This is a genomic window from Glutamicibacter creatinolyticus, assembly GCF_006094275.1.
GTDB classification, from domain to species: domain Bacteria; phylum Actinomycetota; class Actinomycetes; order Actinomycetales; family Micrococcaceae; genus Glutamicibacter; species Glutamicibacter creatinolyticus.
The window spans coordinates 1,699,369-1,722,004 of record NZ_CP034412.1; the positions used below are offsets into that span (position 1 = coordinate 1,699,369).

The 22,636-nt window shown below is 68.8% G+C and carries 19 protein-coding genes; 4 read left to right on the top strand and 15 right to left on the bottom strand.

The window, feature by feature from the left end:
• Positions 1 to 43: 43 nt before the first annotated feature.
• The 10 genes from GcLGCM259_RS07750 to GcLGCM259_RS07795 form a co-directional block, all read right to left on the bottom strand.
• Positions 44 to 541, bottom strand: a complete 498-nt coding sequence (locus tag GcLGCM259_RS07750) for a shikimate kinase (protein WP_138926250.1) — start codon at positions 539 to 541, stop codon at positions 44 to 46.
• Positions 542 to 1,741, bottom strand: a complete 1,200-nt coding sequence (gene aroC, locus GcLGCM259_RS07755) for a chorismate synthase (protein ID WP_138926251.1) — start codon at positions 1,739 to 1,741, stop codon at positions 542 to 544. It lies immediately after the preceding gene.
• A gap of 29 nt (positions 1,742 to 1,770) precedes the next feature.
• Positions 1,771 to 2,583 (bottom strand): shikimate dehydrogenase family protein, encoded by an 813-nt coding sequence (locus GcLGCM259_RS07760; protein WP_138926252.1) that lies wholly within the window; start codon positions 2,581 to 2,583, stop codon positions 1,771 to 1,773.
• Positions 2,584 to 2,634: 51 nt separating this feature from the next.
• Positions 2,635 to 4,059, bottom strand: a complete 1,425-nt coding sequence (gene mltG / locus GcLGCM259_RS07765; RefSeq protein ID WP_138926253.1) for an endolytic transglycosylase MltG — start codon at positions 4,057 to 4,059, stop codon at positions 2,635 to 2,637.
• Between the two features lie 35 nt (positions 4,060 to 4,094).
• On the bottom strand, positions 4,095 to 4,646 hold the full coding sequence (gene ruvX, locus GcLGCM259_RS07770; protein ID WP_138926254.1) for a Holliday junction resolvase RuvX: 552 nt from the start codon (positions 4,644 to 4,646) through the stop codon (positions 4,095 to 4,097).
• Positions 4,639 to 7,329: an alanine--tRNA ligase gene (alaS, locus tag GcLGCM259_RS07775; protein ID WP_138926255.1), complete on the bottom strand. Its 2,691-nt coding sequence runs from the start codon at positions 7,327 to 7,329 to the stop codon at positions 4,639 to 4,641. The genes ruvX and alaS overlap by 8 nt, the downstream gene beginning before the upstream one ends.
• Positions 7,326 to 7,559 (bottom strand): hypothetical protein, encoded by a 234-nt coding sequence (locus GcLGCM259_RS07780; protein WP_054821640.1) that lies wholly within the window; start codon positions 7,557 to 7,559, stop codon positions 7,326 to 7,328. The genes alaS and GcLGCM259_RS07780 overlap by 4 nt, the downstream gene beginning before the upstream one ends.
• 9 nt (positions 7,560 to 7,568) lie before the next feature.
• Positions 7,569 to 7,940, bottom strand: coding sequence for a DUF948 domain-containing protein (locus GcLGCM259_RS07785; protein WP_054821639.1), 372 nt, complete (start codon positions 7,938 to 7,940; stop codon positions 7,569 to 7,571).
• Between the two features lie 133 nt (positions 7,941 to 8,073).
• The gene (rpsD, locus tag GcLGCM259_RS07790) at positions 8,074 to 8,697 is read right to left on the bottom strand and encodes a 30S ribosomal protein S4 (protein WP_138174096.1); all 624 of its coding nucleotides are present in this window, start codon (positions 8,695 to 8,697) and stop codon (positions 8,074 to 8,076) included.
• A gap of 257 nt (positions 8,698 to 8,954) precedes the next feature.
• Positions 8,955 to 10,316 (bottom strand): replication-associated recombination protein A, encoded by a 1,362-nt coding sequence (locus tag GcLGCM259_RS07795; RefSeq protein ID WP_246049458.1) that lies wholly within the window; start codon positions 10,314 to 10,316, stop codon positions 8,955 to 8,957.
• A 150-nt stretch (positions 10,317 to 10,466) separates the two neighbouring features.
• Here GcLGCM259_RS07795 and dtd point away from each other — a divergent pair, with 150 nt between their 5' ends.
• Together dtd and GcLGCM259_RS07805 are read left to right on the top strand one after the other, a co-directional pair.
• Entirely contained in the window at positions 10,467 to 10,904 is a 438-nt protein-coding gene (gene dtd / locus GcLGCM259_RS07800) for a D-aminoacyl-tRNA deacylase (RefSeq protein WP_138926256.1), read from the top strand.
• A 241-nt stretch (positions 10,905 to 11,145) separates the two neighbouring features.
• A complete protein-coding gene (locus GcLGCM259_RS07805) occupies positions 11,146 to 12,960 on the top strand; it encodes an HNH endonuclease signature motif containing protein (RefSeq protein WP_138926257.1) in 1,815 nt (604 codons plus the stop codon).
• A 72-nt stretch (positions 12,961 to 13,032) separates the two neighbouring features.
• Here the strand turns inward: GcLGCM259_RS07805 and GcLGCM259_RS07810 are convergent, their stop codons facing one another.
• The 4 genes from GcLGCM259_RS07810 to hisS all read right to left on the bottom strand — a co-directional run bounded on the left by GcLGCM259_RS07810 (position 13,033) and on the right by hisS (position 17,959).
• Positions 13,033 to 13,401 (bottom strand): PadR family transcriptional regulator, encoded by a 369-nt coding sequence (locus tag GcLGCM259_RS07810; protein WP_138926258.1) that lies wholly within the window; start codon positions 13,399 to 13,401, stop codon positions 13,033 to 13,035.
• Positions 13,394 to 14,548, bottom strand: a complete 1,155-nt coding sequence (locus GcLGCM259_RS07815) for an MFS transporter (RefSeq protein WP_138926259.1) — start codon at positions 14,546 to 14,548, stop codon at positions 13,394 to 13,396. Before GcLGCM259_RS07815 ends, GcLGCM259_RS07810 begins: the two co-directional genes overlap by 8 nt.
• Before the next feature lie 169 nt (positions 14,549 to 14,717).
• A complete protein-coding gene (gene aspS, locus GcLGCM259_RS07820) occupies positions 14,718 to 16,520 on the bottom strand; it encodes an aspartate--tRNA ligase (protein WP_138926260.1) in 1,803 nt (600 codons plus the stop codon).
• Positions 16,521 to 16,630: 110 nt separating this feature from the next.
• Complete coding sequence (gene hisS / locus GcLGCM259_RS07825; protein ID WP_138926261.1) at positions 16,631 to 17,959, bottom strand: histidine--tRNA ligase; 1,329 nt, start codon at positions 17,957 to 17,959, stop codon at positions 16,631 to 16,633.
• A 142-nt stretch (positions 17,960 to 18,101) separates the two neighbouring features.
• Here hisS and GcLGCM259_RS07830 point away from each other — a divergent pair, with 142 nt between their 5' ends.
• On the top strand, positions 18,102 to 19,496 hold the full coding sequence (locus tag GcLGCM259_RS07830; protein WP_138926262.1) for a DUF349 domain-containing protein: 1,395 nt from the start codon (positions 18,102 to 18,104) through the stop codon (positions 19,494 to 19,496).
• A 162-nt stretch (positions 19,497 to 19,658) separates the two neighbouring features.
• On the top strand, positions 19,659 to 20,264 hold the full coding sequence (locus GcLGCM259_RS07835; protein ID WP_138926263.1) for a hypothetical protein: 606 nt from the start codon (positions 19,659 to 19,661) through the stop codon (positions 20,262 to 20,264).
• 40 nt (positions 20,265 to 20,304) lie between these two features.
• On the opposite strand, the gene GcLGCM259_RS07840 is transcribed toward GcLGCM259_RS07835, so the two are convergent.
• The gene (locus tag GcLGCM259_RS07840) at positions 20,305 to 22,569 is read right to left on the bottom strand and encodes a RelA/SpoT family protein (protein WP_138174118.1); all 2,265 of its coding nucleotides are present in this window, start codon (positions 22,567 to 22,569) and stop codon (positions 20,305 to 20,307) included.
• Positions 22,570 to 22,636: the final 67 nt, after the last annotated feature.

The following is a 22,636-nucleotide window of genomic DNA, read 5'->3' on the forward strand; positions in this document are numbered from 1 at the left end:
GGTGCTGATCTTTCCAGAGTACGCGCGGGATTCGCGAATAGCCCTATCTCGTGGCACTAATCACATGGCCCTGGATCAGCGCGACCAGCTCGTTCACGCTCTTGCCCTCGACCATGACGGTCAGGTCCGCCAGGTCCTCGTAGATGTCCCGGCGCGCGGCAAACAGCTGCCGCCAGCGCTGCAGCACCCCGTCCTCGCCGGCCAGCAGCGGACGGTCCTGGCTGCGGGCCAGGCGCCGGGCGGCGGTGTCCTCATCCATCTGCAGGTAGACCACGGTGCCGCGGCGCAGCACCTCCCGGTTTTCCGGGCGCAGCACCGCTCCCCCGCCGGTGGCCAGCACCCCGGCCTGGGTGGCGCGCAGGGTCGCCACCTCCAGGTCGCGGAAGTGCTCTTCGCCGTGCTCGGCGAAGATCTGCGGGATCGAGCCGTGGCTCATCACGATCACTTCGTCGGTGTCCAGGAACGTGGTGTCCAGGGCCTTGGCCAGCGCCTTGCCCACGGTGGACTTGCCGCTGGCCATCGGCCCGATCAGGTAGATCATCTAGACCCCGGTGGATTCCAGGTTCTCGGGGATCGCGGCCAGGTAGCTGGCGATGTTCCGCTTGGTCTCGGCCACCGAGTCCCCGCCGAACTTCTCCAGCACCGCCTGGGCCAGCACCAGGGCGACCATCGCCTCGGCGACGACCCCGGCCGCCGGCACCGCGCACACGTCCGAACGCTGGTGGTGGGCCTTGGTGTCCTCACCGGTGGCCGTGTCCACGGTGCGCAGCGCGCGCGGGACGGTGGCGATCGGCTTCATGGCCGCGCGCACGCGCAGCACCTCGCCGATGGACATGCCCCCCTCGATCCCGCCGGCCCGGTTGGTGGCCCGCTCGATGCGCCCGTCGGCGGCATGCTGGATCTCGTCGTGGGCGGCCGAGCCGCGCCGGGCGGCGGTGGCGAAGCCGTCGCCGACCTCCACCCCCTTGATCGCCTGGATGCCCATCAGCGCCCCGGCCAGCCGGGCGTCCAGCCGGCGGTCCCAGTGCACGTAGGAGCCCAGGCCCGGGGGCAGGTTGTAGGCCAGCACCTCCACGACCCCGCCCAGGGTTTCCCCGGCCTTGTGGGCGTCGTCGACCTCGGCGACCATGGCGGCGGAGGTTTCGGCGTCAAAGCAGCGCAGCGGATCCGCGTCCAGCGCCTGGACGTCGGCCCGGGTGGGCAGCGCGGCGTCGTCGGGGACTGCGGCGGTGCCCACGGCGGTGGTGTGCGCGACCAGTTCGATGCCCAGCTCGGCCAGGAACGCGTCGGCCACCGAGCCCAGGGCGACGCGGGCCGCGGTTTCCCGGGCGCTGGCGCGCTCGAGCACCGGGCGGGCGTCGTCGAACCCGTACTTCTGCATGCCGGTGAAGTCGGCGTGGCCCGGGCGCGGGCGGGTCAGCGGCGCATTGCGGGCCAGGGACTCCAGTTCGCCGGGATCCACCGGGTCAGCGTTCATCACGCGTTCCCACTTGGGCCATTCGGTGTTGCCGATTTCAATGGCGACCGGTCCGCCCTGGGTGGCGCCGTGGCGCACCCCGCCCAGAAAGCTGACCTGGTCCTTTTCAAACTTCATGCGGGCCCCGCGGCCATAGCCAAGCCGCCGGCGCGCCAGCGCCGAACGGACGAGCTCACTGTCCACCGGGACCCCGGCGGGTAGACCTTCAAGAATTCCAACGAGTGCCGGGCCGTGCGATTCGCCCGCGGTTAACCAACGCAACATGCACTACATTTTGCCATGTGCCGGCGCTTTTACCGACCTCGATGAAGCGCCACGGCCGCAAACATGGTGTTTGTGACATTTTCGCGCTCCTCCTGCGCCAGGTCCAGCCCGGTGAACAGGCGCACCTGCTCCACCGCCTGGTGCACCAGCATCGCCAGCCCGTTGATGACCGGCCCCCGCCAGGCGGCGGCCAGGGCGGAGGGCCACGGGTCGTAGGCCACATCCAGCAGGGTTCCGGTGCCCGCGCCCAGGGCGGGCACCCAGCCGTCGGCGGCGGAGGGGGGCAGGGTGGAAACCACCACCGGGTCCCCGGTGATCTCCCGCACCGGGCTGACCTCGGCGGCCATGCCCAGCGCGGCGGCCAGGGCGGTGACCCGCCCGGCGCGGGCCGGATCGCGCACCACGAAGCGCACCCGTTCGGCGCCCATCTGGTGCAGCGCCTGCACGGCGGCCAGCGCCGTGTTCCCGGCCCCCAGGATGGTGCCGGTGCCGGTGTGCCCGATCCCGGCGTCGGCGAAGGCCCGCACGATCCCGTACACGTCGGTGTTCTGCCCGTGCAGGGTCCCGTCCGGGTGCACCACGATGGTGTTCAGCGCCCCGGTGGTGGTGACCAGGTCGGTGACGCTGTCCATGTGGCCGATGAACACGTCCTTCAGCGGCATGGTGACCGAGCAGCCGGCCCAGCCGCCGGCGCGCAGCCCGGCGGCGAAGTCCGGCGCGTCGGCCGGGTCCAGTTCCAGGCGCTGGTAGTCCAGGTCCACGCCGAGCAGCCGGTAGGCGGCGCGGTGCAGCTGCGGGGACTTGGAGTGGCTGATGGGCTTGCCCAGGACTGCGGCCTTCACGGTTACCTCACTGTCGGTGGCTTGCGCGTTGTTCTTCGGTGGCGATGGAGCCTAGCACTGCCCCGGGTTGGCCTGGCACCAGTCGCGGAACTCCTGCTGGTAGCGCTGGTGCTCCTGGTAGGTGCGGGCGAACTTGGTTTCCCCGGTGGCGATGTTCACCGTCACCCAGTAGTAGAAGTCGTTCTCCTGCGGGTTCACGGCCGCGGCGATCGCCGAGTCGGCCGGGGAGCCGATCGGGGTGGGCGGCAGCCCGCGGTGCACGTAGGTGTTGTACGGGTTGGACTTATCGGCCTTCTCCTGCTTGGAGAACTGCAGGGTGTAGCGGTCCAGCCCGTAGATCACCGCGGAGTCCACCTGCAGCAGTCCGTGGGTCTGGTCGTTCTGCTCGGACAGCCGGTTGTTCAGTGCGCCGGCGACCACCGCGTAGTCCTTCGGCTGGGCTTCGGCCTGCAGGATCGAGGCGATCTTCAGCACCCGGTAGCCCTGGGCCGGGTCGTTCACCCCGTGCTCGGCCAGGGTGGCGGTGGTGGAGTCCACCAGCTGGCGCAGCACCTCTTCGGCGCTGGTGTCCAGGGCGAAGCGGTATTCGCCCGGGTGCAGGTAGCCCTCCAGGTTCTTCGCCTCCCCGGGCAGCCCGAAGCGTTCGGGGTCGTTGGCCAGCTCGGTCAGTTCCTTCAGCTCCAGCCCCGAGCCCTTGGCGATTTCCTCCAGGGCCGCGTTCAGGCGCATGTTCTGCTTCAGGCCCACGTAGAAGACCTTGTCCGGGCGGTTGTCCACCATCAGGTCCACGGCCTCGGCGGCCGGCAGCTGCTTTTGCAGCACATAGGTGCCCGGGTGGATGACCTTGTTCCCGGCCGCGGAGGCGTCCATGGCCTTGACGAACAGCTTGTCGTCGGAGACGACGTCCAGCTCCTCGAGCTTGCGGGAGATGATCCCCACGCCCCAGCCGTCCTCCACGACGAATTCGACCTGCGCCCCGCCGGGGCCGGGATAGTCATCGGGGTTGAACGCCTTGTAGATGCCGCGCACGGTGAACCCGGCGCCGGCCACGACCAGCGCGAAGATCAGCACGGTGGCGGCCATCACCAGGTTGCGCCGGCGCTTGCTGCGCTGGCGCCGGGCCCTCACCTGGGATTCGGGTTCCTCCTGGTACAGGTGCGCGGCCGCGACCGGCGCGCTGATCCCGGCGGCCGGCTCCCCGGCCGGCTGCGCCTCGTCCCGGCGCACGTGGTGCCCGTGGTGGGGGGTCTGCCACGACGCCGGCTCGGCGGCGTCGAACTGGGTGGTGTTCGCCGCGGCCAGGGCCAGCTCGTCGGCGGAGGTGTGTTCCTCGCTCAGGGCGGGTGCGGGCAGGGAGGCGCCGATGATTTCCGGCTGCCCCGGGGTCGGCAGCCCGCCGCGGGCGCCGTCCAGGAACCGCTGGTGCAGTTCCTGGCGTGCCTGGCGTTGTGCTTCCCGTCGAGATTCGTCTCGCATTGGGCTCTCTCCTGCGTCGGATGGGGGCTGGGGTATCAGCGGATGACGACCCGGCTGGCCTGGATGGGCACCTGGTTGTGCTTGCGGTCCAGGACCTGTTGCAGTATTTCCACGGCGGCCGCCTGGTCCACCACCTCGCGGTGGCTGCGGGACTTGCGTCCGGCCTCATGCAGCGCCCGGTGCGCGCTGACCGTGCTCAGCCGTTCGTCGATCAGCCACACGCCGAGCTCGATCCCCGCCTCATGGGCCTCCTCGGCCAGCGAGATGGCGTAGTCACGGGCCATTTTCGTGGATTCGGTGGCGTTGCCGGACAGCGACTTCGGCTCCCCAATGTACACGTCGGTAACTTGGCGATCAAGCACCATTTTCAGCAGGATCCGCCGATCCGAGTTCTTCTTCGCATCCCGGCGCAGCGTGGACACCGGCAGCGCCAGCCCGGAATCGGCCTGGGCGACGGCCACCCCCACCCGGGCCGCGCCCACGTCCACGCCCAGCAGCGCGCCGGGGCAGGCCCCCGCCGGTTTCCCGGCGGGGGCCTGCTGGCCGGCGGCGTGCCCCGGCTCGGGCACCTGGTGCGGATCAGGCATTGGCCACGGCCGAACGGATCGCCTCCAGGGCCGGGCCGATCTTCGACGCGTCCTTGCCCCCGCCCTGGGCCATGTCGTCCTTGCCGCCGCCACCGCCGCCAAGCACCCCGGTCGCGGTGCGCACCAGCGCGCCGGCCTTGTGCCCGGCCGCGCGGGCGGCCTCATTCGTGGCGGCCAGCACCAGCGGGCGTCCGCCGGCCACGCCGATCAGCACGATCACCGCCGGCTCGCTGCCCAGCTTGCCGCGCAGATCCAGGGCCAGGGTGCGCAGCGCATCGGCCGAATCCACGGCGCCGGCGTCGTGGGCCAGCAGCTTCACGCCGCGCACCTGCTGCACCGAGTCCAGCAGCCCCTGCGCCTGGGCCAGCAGCGCGGCGGCCTTCAGCTCGGAGATCTGCTTCTCGGCGGCCTTCAGCTTCGCCACGGTCTCGTTCACGCGCTCGGTGACCTGCCCGGAGGGCACCTTGAACATCGTGGACAGCTCGTTGACCAGGGCGCGCTCGGCGGCCCCGTGCTTGAACGCCTCCATGCCCACCAGCGCCTCGACGCGGCGGTTGCCCGAACCGACCGAGGCCTCCGAAAGCAGGGTCAGCTGCCCGATGGTGGCGGTGGAGCCCACGTGGGTGCCGCCGCACAGTTCGCGCGACCAGTCCCCGTTCATCTCCACCACGCGCACCTGGTTGCCGTACTTCTCCCCGAACAGCCCGATCGCGCCGCGGGCCTTGGCCTCGGACAGGGCCATCTCGTTGGTGATCACGTTGTGGTTGGCCAGGATCGCCAGGTTCACCACTTCCTCGATCTCCAGGCGGGCCTCGGCCGAAAGCTGCTCGGCCCAGGAGAAGTCAAAGCGCAGGTAGCCGGCCTTGTTGAACGACCCGGCCTGGGTGGCTTCCTGGCCCAGCAGCTGGCGCAGCGCGGCGTGCACCAGGTGGGTGGCCGAGTGGGCCTGCTCCCCGGAGTGGCGGCGGATCGCATCGACCTGGGTGCGCACCAGCGCCTCGGCCGGCAGCTCGCCCTCGCGCACCACGGCCTTGTGCACGTTCAGGCCCTTGAGCGGGGCCTGCACGTCGGTGACCTCCAGCACGAAGCCGTCACCGGTGATCAGCCCCACGTCCCCGGCCTGGCCGCCGGCCTCGGCGTAGAACGGGGTCTCATCGAGCACCAGGTCGATCTGCTGGCCCTGCTCGGCGAACGGCACCAGCTGCCCGTCGCGCACGATCCCGCGGATCTTGGATTCACCCTCCAGGGTGTCGTAGCCGGTGAAGTGCACCGAACCGGCCTCGGCCAGCTTGTTGTACAGCGACAAATCCGCGTGCCCGGACTTCTTGGCCTTCGCGTCCTTCTGCGCGCGGGTGCGCTGTTCGCTCATCAGCTCGCGGAAACGGGACTCGTCCACCGCCAGCCCGGCCTCGGAGGCGATCTCCAGAGTCAGGTCGATCGGGAAGCCGTAGGTGTCGTGCAGCGCGAACGCCTCGTCCCCGGACAGGTTGGCGCCCTCGGCCTTGGCGTGGGCCAGGGCCTCATCCAGCCGGGTGGTGCCCGAGGCGATGGTGCGGCGGAAGGCGCGCTCCTCGGCGTAGGCGATCCGGGCGATGCGCTCGAAGTCGGCCTCCACCTCCGGGTAGACGCCCTTCATCGCGTCGCGGGAGACCGGCAGCAGCTGGGGCAGCACCTCGGATTCGACGCCCATCAGGCGCATGGCGCGCACCGCGCGGCGGATCAGGCGGCGCAGCACGTAGCCGCGGCCCTCGTTGCCGGGGGTGACCCCGTCGGAGATCAGCATCAGGGCGCTGCGGATGTGGTCGGCGATCATGCGCAGGCGCACGTCGTTGGCGTGGTTCGGGTCCGCCGGGTCCTCGGTGGAGGTGTAGCGCACCTGGGCCAGGGCGGCGGCGCGGTCCAGCACCGGGCGCACCTGGTCGGTCTCGTACATGTTCTCCACGCCCTGCAGGATCATCGCCAGACGCTCCAGGCCCAGCCCGGTGTCGATGTTGCGTTTGGGCAGCTCACCGGCCACGTCGAAGTCGGTCTTCGAGCGCACCGCCGAAAGCCGGTACTGCATGAACACCAGGTTCCAGATCTCGATGTAGCGGGTCTCGTCGACCGCCGGGCCGCCCTCCATGCCGTATTCCGGGCCGCGGTCGTAGTAGATCTCCGAGCAGGGGCCGCCGGGGCCGGGCTGGCCGGTGTTCCAGTAGTTGTCTTCCTTGCCGGTGCCCACGACCCGCTCGCGCGGCAGGCCGATCTTCTCTTCCCAGATGCGCCGGGCTTCCTCGTCGCGCTCCTCGCCGTCCTCGTAGACGGTGACCCACAGCCGCTGCGGGTCCAGCCCGTAGCCGCCCTCGGCGACCGGGTTGGTCAGCAGCTCCCAGGCGAAGGTGATCGCCTCTTCCTTGAAGTAGTCCCCGAAGGAGAAGTTGCCGCACATCTGGAAGAAGGTGCCGTGGCGCACGGTCTTGCCGACCTCTTCGATGTCCGCGGTGCGGATGCACTTCTGCACGGAAGTGGCCCGGCTGTAGGGCGGTTCCTCAACGGCGGTCAGGTAGGGGATGAACGGGACCATGCCGGCCACCGTGAACAGCAGTGACGGGTCGGTGGAGACCAGCGAGGCGCTGGGAACCGCGGTGTGACCCTTCGAAACGAAAAAGTCGATCCAGCGGCGGGCAATTTCCTGCGTTTTCATCGTGCTGAGGACGATCCCTTCATAGTGTTCTCTTCCACGCCCAACGCGGAGCGCAGTTCCTGTTCGCGGCTGTGCATTCCCTCACGGAAGGCGGCGGCCACATCCGCGATGTTGTCGGCGTACTTGCCCACCTGCCGGTTCAGCGCGCTGCCGGAGGAGATATCGGTGTACTTCCGGGTGGCCAGGATGCCCACGCCGACACCAATGGCGACCCACATCAGCTTCTTCATGCCTGACTCCTAACGGCTGCGGCGGCCGGTGCCGCGCGGCTTGGTGTTCATCGCGGCCTTCACCCCGGAGGTGAAGGCGGCGACCTTGATCAGCGGCTTGCCCAGGGTGGCGGCCGCCAGCGAGGACAGCGCCGAGGCGTTCGCGGTGGCGTCCGAAACGTTGGAGGTGATCGCGTCGACCTTCTTCAGCTGGTCGTTCGTGGTGGCCACGGTGTTGGCCACTTCCCCGATCAGCGGGGTGGTGCCGTCGGACAGGTCCTTGATCGAGTCGCGCAGCTCATCGAAAACCTTTCCCAACTTGATGATGGGGACCGCCAGCAACGCCACCAGGATGGCGAAGACGCCGGCGGCGATGAGACCTGCAATATCCGAACCCGACATGAGCTTCCTCTTCTGCTGTTGTTCTTCGGTGCCAGTCCACCTTATCGAACCGATTGGCCGAACAGGTAGTTAAGGACCGATGGCCCGCAACCGTGGACGGTTGCGGGCCATCGGCGCACACGTGGCGGGTGGCCTAGCGTGCGTAGTACTCGACCACGAGGTTCTCTTCGCAGGTCACCGGGATCTCCGAGCGCTCGGGCAGGCGCACGTAGGTGGCCTGCAGCGATTCCAGCTTCACGTCCAGGTAGCCCGGAACGGCCGGCAGCACCTGTGCGTGCTCGCCAGCGGCGGCCATCTGGAACGGAACCATCTTCTCGCTCTTCTCGTGAACGTGGATCACCTGACCCGGCTTCACCTTGAACGAGGGGCGGTCCACACGCTGGCCGTTGACCATGATGTGGCGGTGCACGACCAGCTGGCGGGCCTGCTGGATGGTGCGGGCGAAGCCGGCACGCAGCACCAGGGCGTCCAGGCGGGACTCGAGCAGGGCCAGCAGGTTGCCGCCGGTCTCCCCGCCAAGGCGCTTGGCTTCCTTGAAGGCGTTGAGCATCTGGACTTCGCGGATGCCGTACTGGGCGCGCAGACGCTGCTTCTCGCGCAGACGCACTGCGTAGTCGCTGTCCTGCTTCTTGCGGGCACGACCATGCTGACCGGGGCCGTACGGACGGCGCTCCATGTACTTCTCAGCCTTCGGGGTCAGTGCAATGCCAAGTGCGCGCGACAGGCGCACGGTACGGCGGGCACGGGCGTTAGCCATAAATGTGTCCTCTTCTGTTTAGCGACGGATGGTAACTGGCCTCCAGGGTGGAGAGTGGTGGGGCGTCGCATCCCGGTGAGCACTGCAACCACGCCCGAGGGCGCGGCTTGCCAGCCAAGGATCAAGTTTACACCCTTCACCCCGGCCCGTGGGCCTCGCGGCGGATCGGGCCGGCGGGGTGTAAGCAAGCTCGCATCCGAGCGCGGTCGGGACGCGGGTGGACTGCGGACCCGGGGGTCGGCGGGCTCCGGGCCGGTTCAGCGCTTGCCGCGGATGATCGCCCGCAGCCGGGCCAGCCGGTCGGCGATCGGCTTCTCCGCGCCGTTGGCGGTGGGTGTGTAGTAGTTCACCCCGGCCAAGTCATCGGGGGCGTACTGCTGGGTGGCGATCGAATGCGGGGCGTCGTGGGAGTAGATGTAACCCACGCCGTGCCCCAGCGCCTTGGCCCCCGGGTAGTGGGCGTCGCGCAGGTGGTCGGGCACCTTCGCGCCCTTGCCGGCCTGCACGTCGGCCAGCGCCTGGTTGATGGCCAGGTAGGAGGCGTTGGACTTCGGTGCGGTGGCCAGGTGCACGGTCGCCTGCCCGAGCATGATCCGCGCCTCGGGCATCCCGGTCAGCTGCACCGACTGGGCGGCGGCCACCGCCAGCGGCAGCGCGGTGGGATCGGCCATCCCGATGTCCTCGCTGGCGCTGATCATCAGCCGCCGGGCGATGAAGCGCGGGTCCTCCCCCGCATGCAGCATCCGGGCCAGGTAGTGCAGCGCCGCGTCCACGTCCGAGCCGCGGATCGACTTGATGAACGCGCTGATGATGTCGTAGTGCTGGTCCCCGTCCCGGTCGTAGCGGGCCACCGCCTGGTCCATGGCCAGGTGCACGTGCCCCTCCTCGATCACCACCGGCGGCCGCGGGTTTGGCCCGGCCGCGTTCCAGGCCACCGCGGCGGCCGCCTCCAGCACGGTCAGCGCGCGGCGGGCATCGCCCTGGGCCAGGCGCACGATCGTCTCCCGCTGCTCATCGGGCAGCGCCACCTCATCGTTGAACCCGCGTTCATCGGCCACCGCGCGGGTGAGCAGGGCGGTGATGTCCCCTTCCTCCAGCGGACGCAGGGTCAGCAGCAGCGAGCGCGAAAGCAGCGGGGAAATGACCGAGAACGACGGGTTTTCGGTGGTCGCGGCCACCAGCACCACCTGGCGGTTCTCCACCCCGGGCAGCAGCGCATCCTGCTGGGCCTTGTTGAAGCGGTGGATCTCATCGAGGAACAGGACCGTGGTCATCCCGCGCAGGTCCCGGTCGTCCTTGGCCTGCTCCATCACCCGGCGCACATCCTTCACCCCGGCGGTGATCGCCGAAAGCTCCACGAACTTGCGGTCCGTGGCCCGGGCGATCACGTGCGCGATGGTGGTCTTGCCGATCCCCGGCGGGCCGTAGAGGATCACGCTGGCCGGACCGGAGGGCCCGGTGGACGGGGACTCGGCCAGCTGGCGCAGCGGGGAGCCGGGACCGAGCAGGTGCTGCTGGCCGACCAGCTCATCAAGGGTGCGCGGGCGCATCCGCACCGCCAGTGGGGGCCGCGGGCGTTTGACCGGTTCATCGTTCAGCCCATCGAGCAAATCGTTCACCACTCCACCCTACCGATACTCTGGTAGGGGCAGCCACCGGGGCCCACCCGCCCCGGCCGCCGCGGATCACCCGCGCGGCCTGCCCGCAGCTCAGCCGCGGAATCAGCGGTGGAACCAGCCGCCAGAAGCAATACCAAGCGAAGGGACAGTATGCGCGCCGTTGTGCAAGTAGCCAGCCAGGCCAAGGTCGAGGTGGAGGGGACGGTGGTCGGTGAACTGGGCGCCCCGGGACTGGTGGTGCTGCTGGGCATCACCCACGAGGACGACCAGGTCACCGCGCGCAAGGTCGCCGAGAAAATTTACCGGCTGCGCATCCTGGAGGGGGAAACCAGCGCCGAATCCCAGAACGCGCCGCTGCTGGTGATCAGCCAGTTCACGCTCTACGGCTCGGTGCGCAAGGGCCGGCGCCCATCCTGGACGCAGGCCGCCGGCGGGGCGCACAGCGAACCGCTGTACAACTACTTCGTCTCCTACCTGCGCGAGCTGGGCGCAGAGGTCGCCACCGGGCGCTTCGGGGCGATGATGGAGGTTTCGCTGACCAACTCCGGTCCGGTGACCCTGCTGGTGGATTCGGCCGACCTGCCCTAACCTCCGGCTCCCGGCACTGCCCGGGCCATGTCCAGGCCTTGTCCGTGCAGCGCTGCACGGACCGTGCGGGGCCAGGCCTGCTCGACCGACTCCAGAGGTCGGGCTCGTGTGGGCGGGTACCCAGGAACGGACTCATGGGACGGGCACTCGTGGGTGGGTAGGCGGGGGACCCCACAAATAGTTATCCACAATTTTCAGGCCACCACCCCGCAGCGTGCCCGCAGCGGGCACGCTGGGAGGCATGAACACGCAATCACTGGCCACGGCGCTGGCCACACTGCGCCGCGCCTCCACCGAGCTGGGCAGCCGGCTCTCGGCGGGCATGATCCTGGAACTGGGTCGCCTGTGCCTTGCGCTGTTCACCGCCCTGGGCCGTCTGGTGCACTGCCACCACGATCCGCGCCTGGTGCTGGCCCACGCCAAGCTCGTTGAACAGTTCGCCTGGCTGATCCACGGCGAGCAGCTGGAAGTGGCGCTGGACGCCGAACTGGCCGGCGCGCACTCGCTGACTTTGCAGGAGTACGATGCCCTGGCAGCGGGCACCACCAACTTCCAGTGCCCGGCCCAACGGGTGCGCGGGCGCACCTGCTACAAGGACACCGCGAACCTGCTGGCCGCGTGGCTGAACATCGACTATCACGAGGCGGCCGGACGCATCGCCGACGCCCACCGGCTGGTGGGGCGGCGGACCATGGAGGGCACCCGCTGCAATCCGCGCTTCGAACGGCTGGCCGGGGTGTACCGCGACCCGTCGATCGACCGGCGGCAGGTGGCGCAGGCAGCCCGCGCCCTGGACAGGCTTGAGGCCCCCGATGAAATCTTCAACGGGGTGGATACCGCACTGACCGCCACCGCCCAGGACGGGCTGCTGCTCGAGGAGCACGCGGCCGCGATCCTGCGCGCTGAGGAGCAGCGCACCGCGAAGAAGAAGCTCGGCGCCCTGGTCACCGAGTACCGGGAAGCCAACGGGGAGAACATCCCGCCGGAGCTGGGCCTGTTTGTGCGGCCCACCCGCCACGGGGTGCAGGAGTTTGTGATCCGCGCCGTGGGAGCGGACGCCGAACGCATTCGCTCGCTGATCGCGCAGGCCGATAACTGGCGCACCCAGGCCGGAACCGCTGCCCGTATCGCCGCCGACGGCGCCGCCGCGCAGGCCAGCGGCACCGGTTCGGCCAAGGACCGGGGCACGACGGGGAAGGAACTGGATTCCGGCAACCAGCCGGCACCATCGGCCCCCGGTGGCCCCAGCGAGGCGAAAGGCAGGGCAGCATCCTCGGCGGCCACACCAGCCAATGGGTCAACCGGAGCGGGCGGGGCACCGGATCCTGCTCCCCTGGTCCCGGATCCGGACTGGCTGCGCACCGACCAGCCACCGCCGCAGTGGGCCGTTGACCCCGACGCCGGTCCCCCAGCTGCAAGCGATCCGGCTCAAGCTCCCCCGGCACCGGCAGCAGCCCAAACACCGGAACCGGACTTCACGGCGCCGGAGGTCAGCGCCGCACGCCGCCGACTGAACGCCCTGGTGGCCCTGCTGTCGCAAAACATGGACGGAACCGGCAAGACCAAGACCGTCACCCCCGAAGTGGTGGTGCATCTGGACTATGACAGCCTGCTGAATCTGGCTCAAGCCAAGGGCGTCACCGCCCACGGCCAGCGGATCGGGGCCACGGAACTGCGCCTCCTGTTGTGCCAGGCACGCCTGATCCCGATGATGTTCAACTCCCTGGGGCAGGTGCTGGACGTTGGCAGATCCCAAAGGCTGTACAACACGGTGCAGCGCAAGATCATCATCGCCAGGGACGGGGGCTGCATTGTGCCCGGATGCACGGTGCCCCCGGAACTGGTGGAGGCCCACCACTACGAAGACGGGGGCTGGGCCGGAGGCTGTCCGACCAGTGTGGACAAGGGCGCCGGCGCCTGCAAGGGACACCACGCCGATGTGCATGCCGGATTGTTCAAGATCATCCGGTACAAGGGACTGCCCCATGTGCTGTATCCCAAGCACATCGACCCATTGCAGATTCCGCGGCGCAACACCTATTGGAAGGCTGCCTAAGCCGGCGTTCACCGTCCCCCCGGGCCGGTCACCAAGCCCCGCGCATCAGGCATCTATGGACCGGCCAGCCGCTCAGCCCGGCTGCCCCTGTTCCTGCGCACGGTGTGCCTCTGGTACCTGCACCGCGACGATGCGGGTCAGGCGGTCGAAGGCCAGCAGGTAGTGCGCCAGCGCTTCGCGTCCCCGGGAGGTCAGCTCGTAGACCTTGCGGCCGGGCCCACCGCTGCCTTCCTCCCAGGAAGCCGCAACCTCCCCGCGCTCCTCGAGCTTGGCCAACGCCGGATACAGGGTGGCCCCCTTGACCGGATCCAGGCCACGCTGCTGCAGCGCCTTGCCCAGCGCGTAGCCGTGGCGTCGGCCCTGCTGCAGCTCGCTCAGCAGCAGCAGGGGCAGGACAGCGCGTTGCCAGGAGCCCGGCAGCTCGGGGCGCGCCTCAGTCATCGTGCCCGCCCAGTGCTCGTTCCCGGGCGGCAGCGTCCTGGCGTCGCCGCCTCGCCATGCTGGCAATGGCCTGCTGGCGGCGGTGCGGCATCAGGTCGCGCAGCATCAGGATCAACAGCATCAGCCAGGCGGCGCTCATGACCCAGGCGCCAAAGCCGGGCCCCTCATCGAACCACGTGGTGAGGATGATCCAGCCGTAGAACACCAGCGTCACGGTCAGCGCCAGGCTGCGCAGCCGCAGCTGCCGCACGATCGAGGACCGGCAGGTGGCTGCCAGGATCGTAGCGTAGCCGGCGACCGGCCCAAATTCCCGTCGCGCACCGCCCTCGGCACGCCTGCTCAGTGGCGGCTCGCCCTTACCCTCGGCATCCTGCTGCTTCAGGTGGGCGCGCAGCTGCGCCACTTCGGCGCGTGCCTGGGCGCGGGTGAAGAGGTAGCGTCCGCGCAGGATTCGCTCCAGGGCGGTGAACCACTGCTCGTCGCCGAGCACCGGATCGTCCTGCGCCGCCGGTTCGCGCCGCGGCAGCACGGCGGTGAGCACGATCATCCCGGCCGCCCCGAGGCCCACCACCAGGTTCGCCACGGGAAGGACCCACTCGGTGTCCAACACCGAGACCAGCCAGCCAAAGGCCACCAGGGCGATCGCCGCACCGGTCCAGAAGGCGGCGGCGGTGCGCAGCCTGCCCATCCGGAAACTGATCCACCCCCACAAGCCAAGCGCCGCACACCACGGGACAACCAGGAAGCACAAGCCCTGCCACAGCTGCCAACTGTGGTTCAGCCATCCGTCGCGGAACCCCAGGAACACCGCGGCCAGCACGAACAGCCCGAAGCACAGGTAGGAGATGATCCGCAGCAGCTGGCTCCCCCGGAAGACCGGCAGGTCGCGTTCCAGGCGCTGGGCCTGATCCAGCAGGCTCGCAGCCCGCTGCTGCCCGAACCGGTTCGGTTCCCCCAGCAGCCCCGCGGGGTCCTCACCGCTGTCGCGTACGGCCTGCAGCTGGCGCTCCAGCTCCGCGGCGGCCTGCGCGTCATCCAACCCGCCCCACACCAGCCGGAAGTGGAACTGGCTGACCCAGTCGCGGTAGGCCGCGGGCCATTGCTCCAGCACCGTATCGCTGGCGGTGCGTCGAATCTTGCGGGCCACCGGCATCCTCCCTCAGTAGGTCAATTTCCAACCTAGTTGATAATTCGCAGTATGGCCAGCCCTCCACCCGGGAGCCGGTGGGCAGGTGCGGGGACAGGAAAACCCGGGGCAGGTGCCGGTTTCCTGCTGGAACCGGCACCAGCCCCGGGTCTTTGCCTGGCGCGCGGTGCTACTTCGCGGCGCCGGGCTCCTCGGACTTCTTCTTCTCCGGCTTGGCCTCCGGCTTGAAGTCAATACCGGCTTCCTTGCGCTGCTGCGCGGTGATCGGGGCCGGGGCGGCGGTCAGCGGGTCGAAGCCGCCACCGGTCTTCGGGAAGGCGATGACGTCGCGGATCGACTCCGAACCGGTCAGCAGCTGCAGCACGCGGTCCCAGCCGAAGGCGATGCCGCCGTGCGGAGGGGCGCCGTACTTGAAGCCCTCCAGCAGGAAGCCGAACTGGGTCTGCGCCTGCTCCTGGGAAACGCCCATGACCTTGAAGACGCGTTCCTGCACCTCGCGGTCGTGGATACGGATCGAACCGCCGCCGATCTCGTTGCCGTTGCAGACGATGTCGTAGGCGTAGGACAGGGCCGAACCCGGGTCGGTGTCGAAGGTGTCCATGAACTCGGGCTTCGGGCTGGTGAAGGCGTGGTGCACCGCAGTCCAGGCACCGGCGCCCACGGCCACGTCCCCGGAGGCCACGGCGGCGGAGGCCGGCTCGAACATCGGTGCGTCCACGACCCACACGAACGCCCAGTCCCCGTCCTTGATCAGGCCGGTGCGGTGACCGATTTCCACGCGCACCGCGCCGAGCAGGGCGCGCGCATCGGCCTTGTCCCCGGCGGAGAAGAAGATGCAGTCCCCGGCCTTCGCGCCGGTGGCCTCGGCCAGGCCCGCCTTCTCCTCATCGGACAGGTTCTTGGCCACCGGGCCGGCCAGCTCCCCGTCTTCCTTGATCAGCACGTAGGCCAGGCCCTTAGCGCCGCGCTGCTTGGCGAATTCCTGCCAGGCATCCAGGGTGCGGCGCGGCTGGGAGGCCCCGCCGGGCATGACCACGGCGCCGACGTAGTCCGCCTGGAACACCTTGAAGCTGGTGTTGGCGAAGTACTCGGTCATCTCGCTCAGCTCCAGGCCGAAACGCAGGTCCGGCTTGTCGCTGCCGTACTTGGCCATCGCCTCGGCGTAGGACATGCGGCGGATCGGGGTCGGGATCTGCACGTCGATCAGCGCCCACAGTTCCTTGACCAGCGCCTCACCCAGCGCGATGATGTCGTCTTCCTCGACGAACGAGGCCTCGATGTCCAGCTGGGTGAACTCCGGCTGGCGGTCCGCGCGGAAGTCCTCATCGCGGTAGCAGCGGGCGATCTGGTAGTACTTCTCAAAGCCGCCGACCTGCAGCAGCTGCTTGAACAGCTGCGGGGACTGCGGCAGGGCGTACCAGCTGCCCGGGGACAGGCGGGCCGGGACCACGAAGTCGCGGGCGCCTTCCGGGGTGGAGCGGGTCAGCGTCGGGGTTTCGATCTCCACATAGCCCTGGTCGTGCAGCAGGTTGCGGGCGATCCGGTTCGCTTCCGAACGCAGGCGCAGCGCCTTGGCCGGGCCCGGGCGGCGCAGGTCAAGGTAGCGGTGGCGCAGACGCGCCTCCTCGCCGACCTCGACGTGCTCATCGATCTGGAACGGCAGCGGCGCGGAGGTGTTCAGCACCTCAACCTCATCGGCCAGGACTTCGATCTCACCGGTCGGGATGGCCGGGTTCTCATTGCCCTCGGGGCGGCGTTCGACCTTACCGGTCACCTTCAGCACGAACTCATTGCGCAGCGGGTGGAAGTCCTCCTCGTCGCGCACCACGACCTGGGCGATGCCCGAGGCGTCGCGCAGATCCAGGAACGCGACACCGCCGTGATCGCGACGACGTGCGACCCAGCCGGTGAGGGTGACCTGCTGTCCAATGTGCTCGGCGCTTAGTTCGCCCAGCTGATGAGTGCGTAGCACTACGGTCCTTTCAGTCGAAAAAGGGGAAATCCTGTGAAGCAGGGTGGCAGGCGGGGATAGTGCCGCCAGCCACCCGTGGGGTTTTCTACGTGTGAGTTTAGTGCACGGCGCTAGCTGACAACATTTGTCAGGTCCTCGGCCGGCGGGGTCCAGCTGGCCGGGTCGGCGCTGAGCTGCTCGCCGGAGCGGATGTCCTTCACCTCGTGGGTGCCATCGGCGTGGGTGAACCACACGAAGGGAATCCCGCGGCGATCAGCGTACTTGATCTGCTTGCCGAACTTTTCGGCGCTGGCCGCCACCTCGCAGGCGATCCCGCGCTCACGCAGCGCCGCGGCCACGTCCTGGGCCTCGTGCCACGCCTCGTCGTTGGCCAAGGTCACATAAACCACCGACGGCACCGAGCGGGCCGCGGTGACCAGCTCCTCGGCCAGGATGCGCGAAACCAGGCGGGTCACCCCGATGGACAGGCCCACCCCCGGGTAGGTCTTCTTGCCCTTGGAGGCCAGCGACTCGTAGCGTCCGCCGGAGCAGATCGAGCCCAGGGACTCGTGGCCCACCAGCACGGTCTCGTACACGGTGCCGGTGTAGTAATCCAGGCCGCGGGCGATGGACAGGTCGGCGACGACGTTGCCCGGGGCGCGCTTGGAGGCGGCGGCAATCACCTGGGAGAGCTCGTCCAGCCCGGTTTCCAGCAGCTCGTGCTCCACACCCAGGGCGCGCACCTGCTCAACGAAGGAGGTGTCCGAGGTGCAGATCCCGGCCAGGTCCAGGGCGGCCTGCGCCTGGGCCGCGGTGGCGCCCACCTCGGTGGTCAGGATTTCCGCGACCTTCTCGGCCCCGATCTTCTCCAGCTTGTCGATTGCCCGCAGCACCGCGTCCGGATCCTCCAGGCCCAGGCCGCGGTAGAAGCCCTCGGCCAGCTTGCGGTTGTTCACCCGCAGCCGGAAGTCCCCGATCGGCAACGCGGAGAGGGCATCGGCGATCGTCAGCGCCAGCTCCACGTCGTAGCTGAACGGCAGCGACCCGTCGCCGACCACGTCGATGTCCGCCTGGGTGAACTCGCGGAAGCGTCCGTCCTGCGGGCGTTCCCCGCGCCAGACCTTCTGCATCTGGTAGCGGCGGAACGGGAAGGCCAGGTGCCCGGCGTTCTCCACCACGTAGCGGGCGAAGGGCACGGTCAAGTCGAAGTGCAGGGCCAGCGCGTTGGGGTCGTTCTTCTCCTCGTCCGGGTCCGCGGCCAGGCGGGAGAGGCCGTAGACCTCCTTGTCGATCTCGCCCTTGCGCAGCAGCTGCGCCCGGGTTTCGACCGCACGGGTCTCGATGTTCGCAAAACCGTGCAGTTCGAAGACCCGGCGCAGGGTGTCCAGCACATGCTGTTCAACCACGCGTTCGGCGGGAAGCCATTCGGGAAAACCGGACAATGAGGCCTTGCGTGCCATGAAACTCCTTAGTTCGTTTGCGGCCAAGTCCTATTTTAGGCCGCAATAGAACAGAATACTGCGCGTATCCGCTTACAAAGAAAGCGGGGCCACGGGTAGAGTTACTAGAAGCAAGTGCTCAGTTAGTGAAAGAGTTTCAGCGGTGACCACCAGTCAGAAATCCGACGACAACCAGATAACCCCGACCCCGCAGGCCGTGGCACCCGCCGCGAAGCCTGTCGGTGCGCCCGCGGCCAAGCCCGCCGTAGCCCCGGCGGCCCCGGCCCCGGCCGACCACTCCACTCCCCTGGATGAGGCGCGCAAGTTTGCCCGCGTCACCGAGGACGGCCACGTGTTCGTCATCATCGACGGCACCGAACACCCGGTGGGCCAGTACCCGGATGCCACCGAGGATGAGGCGCTGGCCTACTTCGTGCGCAAGTACGACGACGTGGTCTCGCAGATGATGCTGCTCGAGCAGCGGGTCGCGGCCAAGGCGCCCAGCGGCGACATGGCCAAGACCATCGACTCCATCGCCGCCCTGGTCTCCGAACGCGCCATGGTCGGCGACATCGCCGCCCTGGAGACCCGCCTGGAAACCCTGCGCACCGCCGTGGAGGCCCTGGGCAAGGAGCAGCGCCGCGCCACCGAGCAGGCCCGGGCCGAGCAGCAGAAGATCCGTGAGGGCATCGTCGTGCAGGCCGAGGAGCTGGCGGGGAAGAACCCGGAGCAGATCCAGTGGAAGACCGCCTCGCAGACCATGAACGGCCTGTTCGACGCGTGGAAGGAAGCCCAGCGCTCCTCCGTGCGCCTGCCGCGCTCCACCGAGGACGCGCTGTGGAAGCGCTTCCGTGCCGCCCGCACCACCTTTGACCGCCACCGCCGCGCCTACTTCTCGCAGCTTGATGCGCAGAACGCCGAGGCGAAGAAAGTCAAGGAGGCGCTGATCGAGCGCGCCGAGGCGCTGCAGAATTCCACCGACTGGGCCGGCACCGCCGCCGAGTACCGCAAGCTGATGGACGAGTGGAAGAAGTCGCGCCGCGCCTCGCGCAAGGACGACGACGCACTGTGGGGCCGCTTCCGCGCCGCGCAGGACGTGTTCTTCCAGGCCCGTGCCGAGCAGAACGCGAAGGTTGACGCCAGTTTCCGGGAGAACCTGGTGGTCAAGGAGGCGCTGCTGGAGGAAGCCCGCGCACTGCTGCCGATCAAGGACCTGAACGCCGCGAAGAAGTCCCTGGAATCCATCCGCGACCGCTGGGAAGCCGCCGGCAAGGTGCCGCGCGGGGACCTGCAGCGGGTGGAGGCGGCGCTGCGCCACGTGGAGGACGCGGTGCGCAACGCCGAGGACGAGCAGTGGCGCCGTTCCAACCCGGAAACCAAGGCCCGTTCCAACTCGATGCTCTCCCAGCTGCAGGACACCATTGCCCAGCTGGAGGAGGACCTGGAGCAGGCCAAGAAGAAGGGCAACGAGAAGAAGATCGCCGCGGCCCAGGAGGCGCTGGACGCCCGCCGCATGTGGCTGAACACCCTGGAGAAGTCGGCCGCCGACTTCCAGTAGGCTGCCAGCAGCCTTGAACCGCCCACCGCAGGCAGCACCTGCGGTGGGCGGTTCGCGTTTACTCCCCTTGTTCTTTCCGCCGCGCTGCGCTGGCCTGTCCCGGTAATCCACAGCCGGGCACTTCACCTGCCACAGCGGCGGGCAATCTGTTTCAGTAGCAGCATGGAAAAAACTACTAGGCAGCGCCCCACGGCGCTGCGCATCCCCGAAGACCTGTTCGTTATCGGCCAGCCCTTTACCCGCAACGAGCTGGGGGCGATGGTCTCACGCGGTTACCTGCGCGAAACCCTGCCCGGGCACTACCTGGATGTCAGCCACCGCTACGACGCGAGCGTTCGGGCGCAGATCGCCCACTTTGTCGCGGGGCGGCGGCTGCGGCCCGGGGAGGTGTTCTGCCGCTCCGCGGCCGGGTGGATCCATGGCCTGGTTCCCTCCCCGACCAGCATGGGCATCAGCAGCCCGGTCTACCGCCGGCCGGTGCCCTCCAGTTTCGGGTTGCCCTATGAGTTCATGCAGCTGCAGCTGGAGCCCGATGAGGTGCTGGTGCGCGGCCCGGTCCCGGTGACCAGCCTGCTGCGCACCGTGTGCGACATGGCCTGCCACGACCCGCTGCCGATCGTGGTCGAGGCGCTGGATCGCATCCAGCGCCTGCAGGACCCGTACCTGCACCTTCAGGCGGTGCTGCAGCGCCTGAACCGGATGCCGGGCAGTTCCCCGGTGCAGCGTGGGCTGCGCCTGGTGGAGTCGATGCAGCCCCAGGCCGCCTGAGGGCTGGGGTGTGGGCTGCGGCGGCCCGTGGCGCGGCCCTTTAGCGCCGGGAGCTGGCGGTGGTGCGGTACACGTCGTACACCCCGTCGATGCGCCGCACCTGGTTCAGCACGTGGGTGAGGAACTTCGGGTCGCCCATTTCGAAGGAGAAGCGGGAGATCGCCACCCGCTCCCGCGTGGTCTGCACGCTGGCCGAGAGGATGCTCAGGTGGTTTTCGGCCAGGATCCGGGTGACGTCGGAAAGCAGCGACTTGCGGTCCAGCGCCTCCACGATGATCTCCACCCGGAACACCCCCGAATGCTTGTCCGCCCAGGACACCGCCACGATCCGGTCGGTCTGCTCCTTCAGCTGCGCCAGGTTCAGGCAGTCGGAGCGGTGCACGGAGATTCCCGAGCCGCGGGTGACGAACCCGGTGATCTCATCCGGTGGGACCGGTGAGCAGCAGCGGGCCAGCTTGACCAGCACATCGCCCAGCCCCTCGACCACCACGCCGGCGTCGTTGCCGGTGGTGGGTTTGGAGACCACGGGGGCGACCGGGGCCTCCTCCTCCACCTGCTCGGACTCCGGCGGGCCGATCAGCGCGGTGAGGTGCTCGATGACGTTCTGGGCGCTGGTGTGCCCGTCGCCCACCGACTGGTAGAGCGCCGAGATGTCCTGGTGGTGCAGCCCGGTGGCCACCGCGGTAAGCAGCTCGTGGGTCATCATCTTCTGCAGCGGCAGCTGGTTGCGCCGCAGCTCCTTGGTCAGCAGCTCCTTGCCCTTTTCGATGGCCTCCTCACGCCGTTCCTTGGAGAAGAACTGGCGGATCTTGGCCTTGGCGCGGGCGGACTGCACGAAGTTCTGCCAGTCCTGGGAGGGTCCGGCCCCCTCGGCCTTGGAGGTAAACACCTCCACCACGTCACCCTGCTTCAGCTCGGTGTGCAGCGGCACGAGTTTGCCGTTGACCCGGGAGCCGATGGTGCGGTGCCCGACGTCGGTGTGCACCGAGTAGGCGAAGTCCACCGGGGTGGAGCCGGCCGGCAGCGACATGATGTCGCCCTTGGGGGTGAAGACGTAGACCTCGTTGGAGGAGATCGAATAGCGCAGCCCGTCCAGGAACTCCTCGGAGTCCTCGGTGTCGGCCTGCCACTCCATGAGCGAACGCAGCCAGTCCATGTTCTGCTCGGGTGAGAGCGCGGAGTTGTCGGCGTTGCCGTGCTTGTACTGGAAGTGAGCGGCCACACCGTATTCGGCGCGCACGTGCATCTGGTGGGTGCGGATCTGGATCTCCACCGGCTTGCCGTCCGGGCCCATCACCGTGGTGTGCAGCGACTGGTAGAGGTTCAGCTTGGGCATCGCGATGTAGTCCTTGAAGCGGCCCGGCAGTGGGTTCCACTCGGTGTGCACCACGCCCAGCGCCCCATAGCAGTCCTTGACCGAGTCCACCAGGATGCGCACGCCCATCAGGTCGTGGATGTCATCGAAGTCCTTGCCGCGCACGATCATCTTCTGGTAGATCGAGTAGTAGTGCTTCGGACGGCCCGAGACCTCGGCCTGGATGCCCTGGGTGGTCAGCTCGTTGGCCAGCATGGCGCGCACGTTGCCCAGGTACTTCTCCCGCTCCGGGGTGCGGTCCCCCACCATCCGCACGATCTCCTGGTACACCTTGGGGTGCAGCGCGGCGAAGGAGAGGTCCTCCAGCTCCCACTTCACGGTGTTCATGCCCAGCCGGTGGGCCAGCGGGGCGAAGATCTCCAGCGTTTCCTTCGCCTTGCGCGAGCTGGACTCCGGGGAGACGTAGCGCCAGGTGCGCGCGTTGTGCAGCCGGTCGGCCAGCTTGATCAGCAGCACCCGGATGTCGCGGGACATGGCGATGACCATCTTGCGCACCGTCTCGGCCGGGGCGGCCTCCCCATAGGTGACCTTGTCCAGCTTGGTGACCCCGTCAACCAGCATCGCGATTTCCTCGGAGAAGTCCTTGGTGACCTGCTCCAGGGAGTAGTCGGTGTCCTCCACCGTGTCGTGCAGCAGCGCCGCGGCCAGGATCGCCCCGGTCATGCCCATTTCGGCCAGGATGGTGGCCACCGCCACCGGGTGGGTGATGTACGGGTCCCCGCTCTTGCGCTTCTGGCCCTCGTGGTATTTCTCGGCGACCTGGTAGGCGCGCACCAGCAGGTCCAGGTCCGCCTTGGGATGCTTGGACTTGACCGTGCGCAGCAGCGGTTCCAGGGTCGGTGAGGTGTTCGCGGTGGTGCCCCGGCCCGGGAAGCGCACCAGACGTGAGATGGAACGTCGCCTTGAATTGTTGAGGTTAGCTGATGCCATGCCCAACTCCTTCCCGTCCGGTAGCGGCCCTGCCCGGGAAGCGTCCGGCCGGCAGGTGGTTAACCGC

Bases quoted from the DNA above. Each gene is read 5' to 3' on its own strand.
- GcLGCM259_RS07750 (WP_138926250.1), bottom strand. From the start codon at position 541: ATGATCTACCTGATCGGGCCGATGGCCAGCGGCAAGTCCACCGTGGGC.
- aroC (WP_138926251.1), bottom strand. From the start codon at position 1,741: ATGTTGCGTTGGTTAACCGCGGGCGAATCGCACGGCCCGGCACTCGTT.
- mltG (WP_138926253.1), bottom strand. From the start codon at position 4,059: ATGCGAGACGAATCTCGACGGGAAGCACAACGCCAGGCACGCCAGGAA.
- ruvX (WP_138926254.1), bottom strand. From the start codon at position 4,646: ATGCCTGATCCGCACCAGGTGCCCGAGCCGGGGCACGCCGCCGGCCAG.
- alaS (WP_138926255.1), bottom strand. From the start codon at position 7,329: ATGAAAACGCAGGAAATTGCCCGCCGCTGGATCGACTTTTTCGTTTCG.
- GcLGCM259_RS07780 (WP_054821640.1), bottom strand. From the start codon at position 7,559: ATGAAGAAGCTGATGTGGGTCGCCATTGGTGTCGGCGTGGGCATCCTG.
- GcLGCM259_RS07785 (WP_054821639.1), bottom strand. From the start codon at position 7,940: ATGTCGGGTTCGGATATTGCAGGTCTCATCGCCGCCGGCGTCTTCGCC.
- rpsD (WP_138174096.1), bottom strand. From the start codon at position 8,697: ATGGCTAACGCCCGTGCCCGCCGTACCGTGCGCCTGTCGCGCGCACTT.
- dtd (WP_138926256.1), top strand. From the start codon at position 10,467: ATGCGCGCCGTTGTGCAAGTAGCCAGCCAGGCCAAGGTCGAGGTGGAG.
- GcLGCM259_RS07805 (WP_138926257.1), top strand. From the start codon at position 11,146: ATGAACACGCAATCACTGGCCACGGCGCTGGCCACACTGCGCCGCGCC.
- GcLGCM259_RS07810 (WP_138926258.1), bottom strand. From the start codon at position 13,401: ATGACTGAGGCGCGCCCCGAGCTGCCGGGCTCCTGGCAACGCGCTGTC.
- hisS (WP_138926261.1), bottom strand. From the start codon at position 17,959: ATGGCACGCAAGGCCTCATTGTCCGGTTTTCCCGAATGGCTTCCCGCC.
- GcLGCM259_RS07835 (WP_138926263.1), top strand. From the start codon at position 19,659: ATGGAAAAAACTACTAGGCAGCGCCCCACGGCGCTGCGCATCCCCGAA.
- GcLGCM259_RS07840 (WP_138174118.1), bottom strand. From the start codon at position 22,569: ATGGCATCAGCTAACCTCAACAATTCAAGGCGACGTTCCATCTCACGT.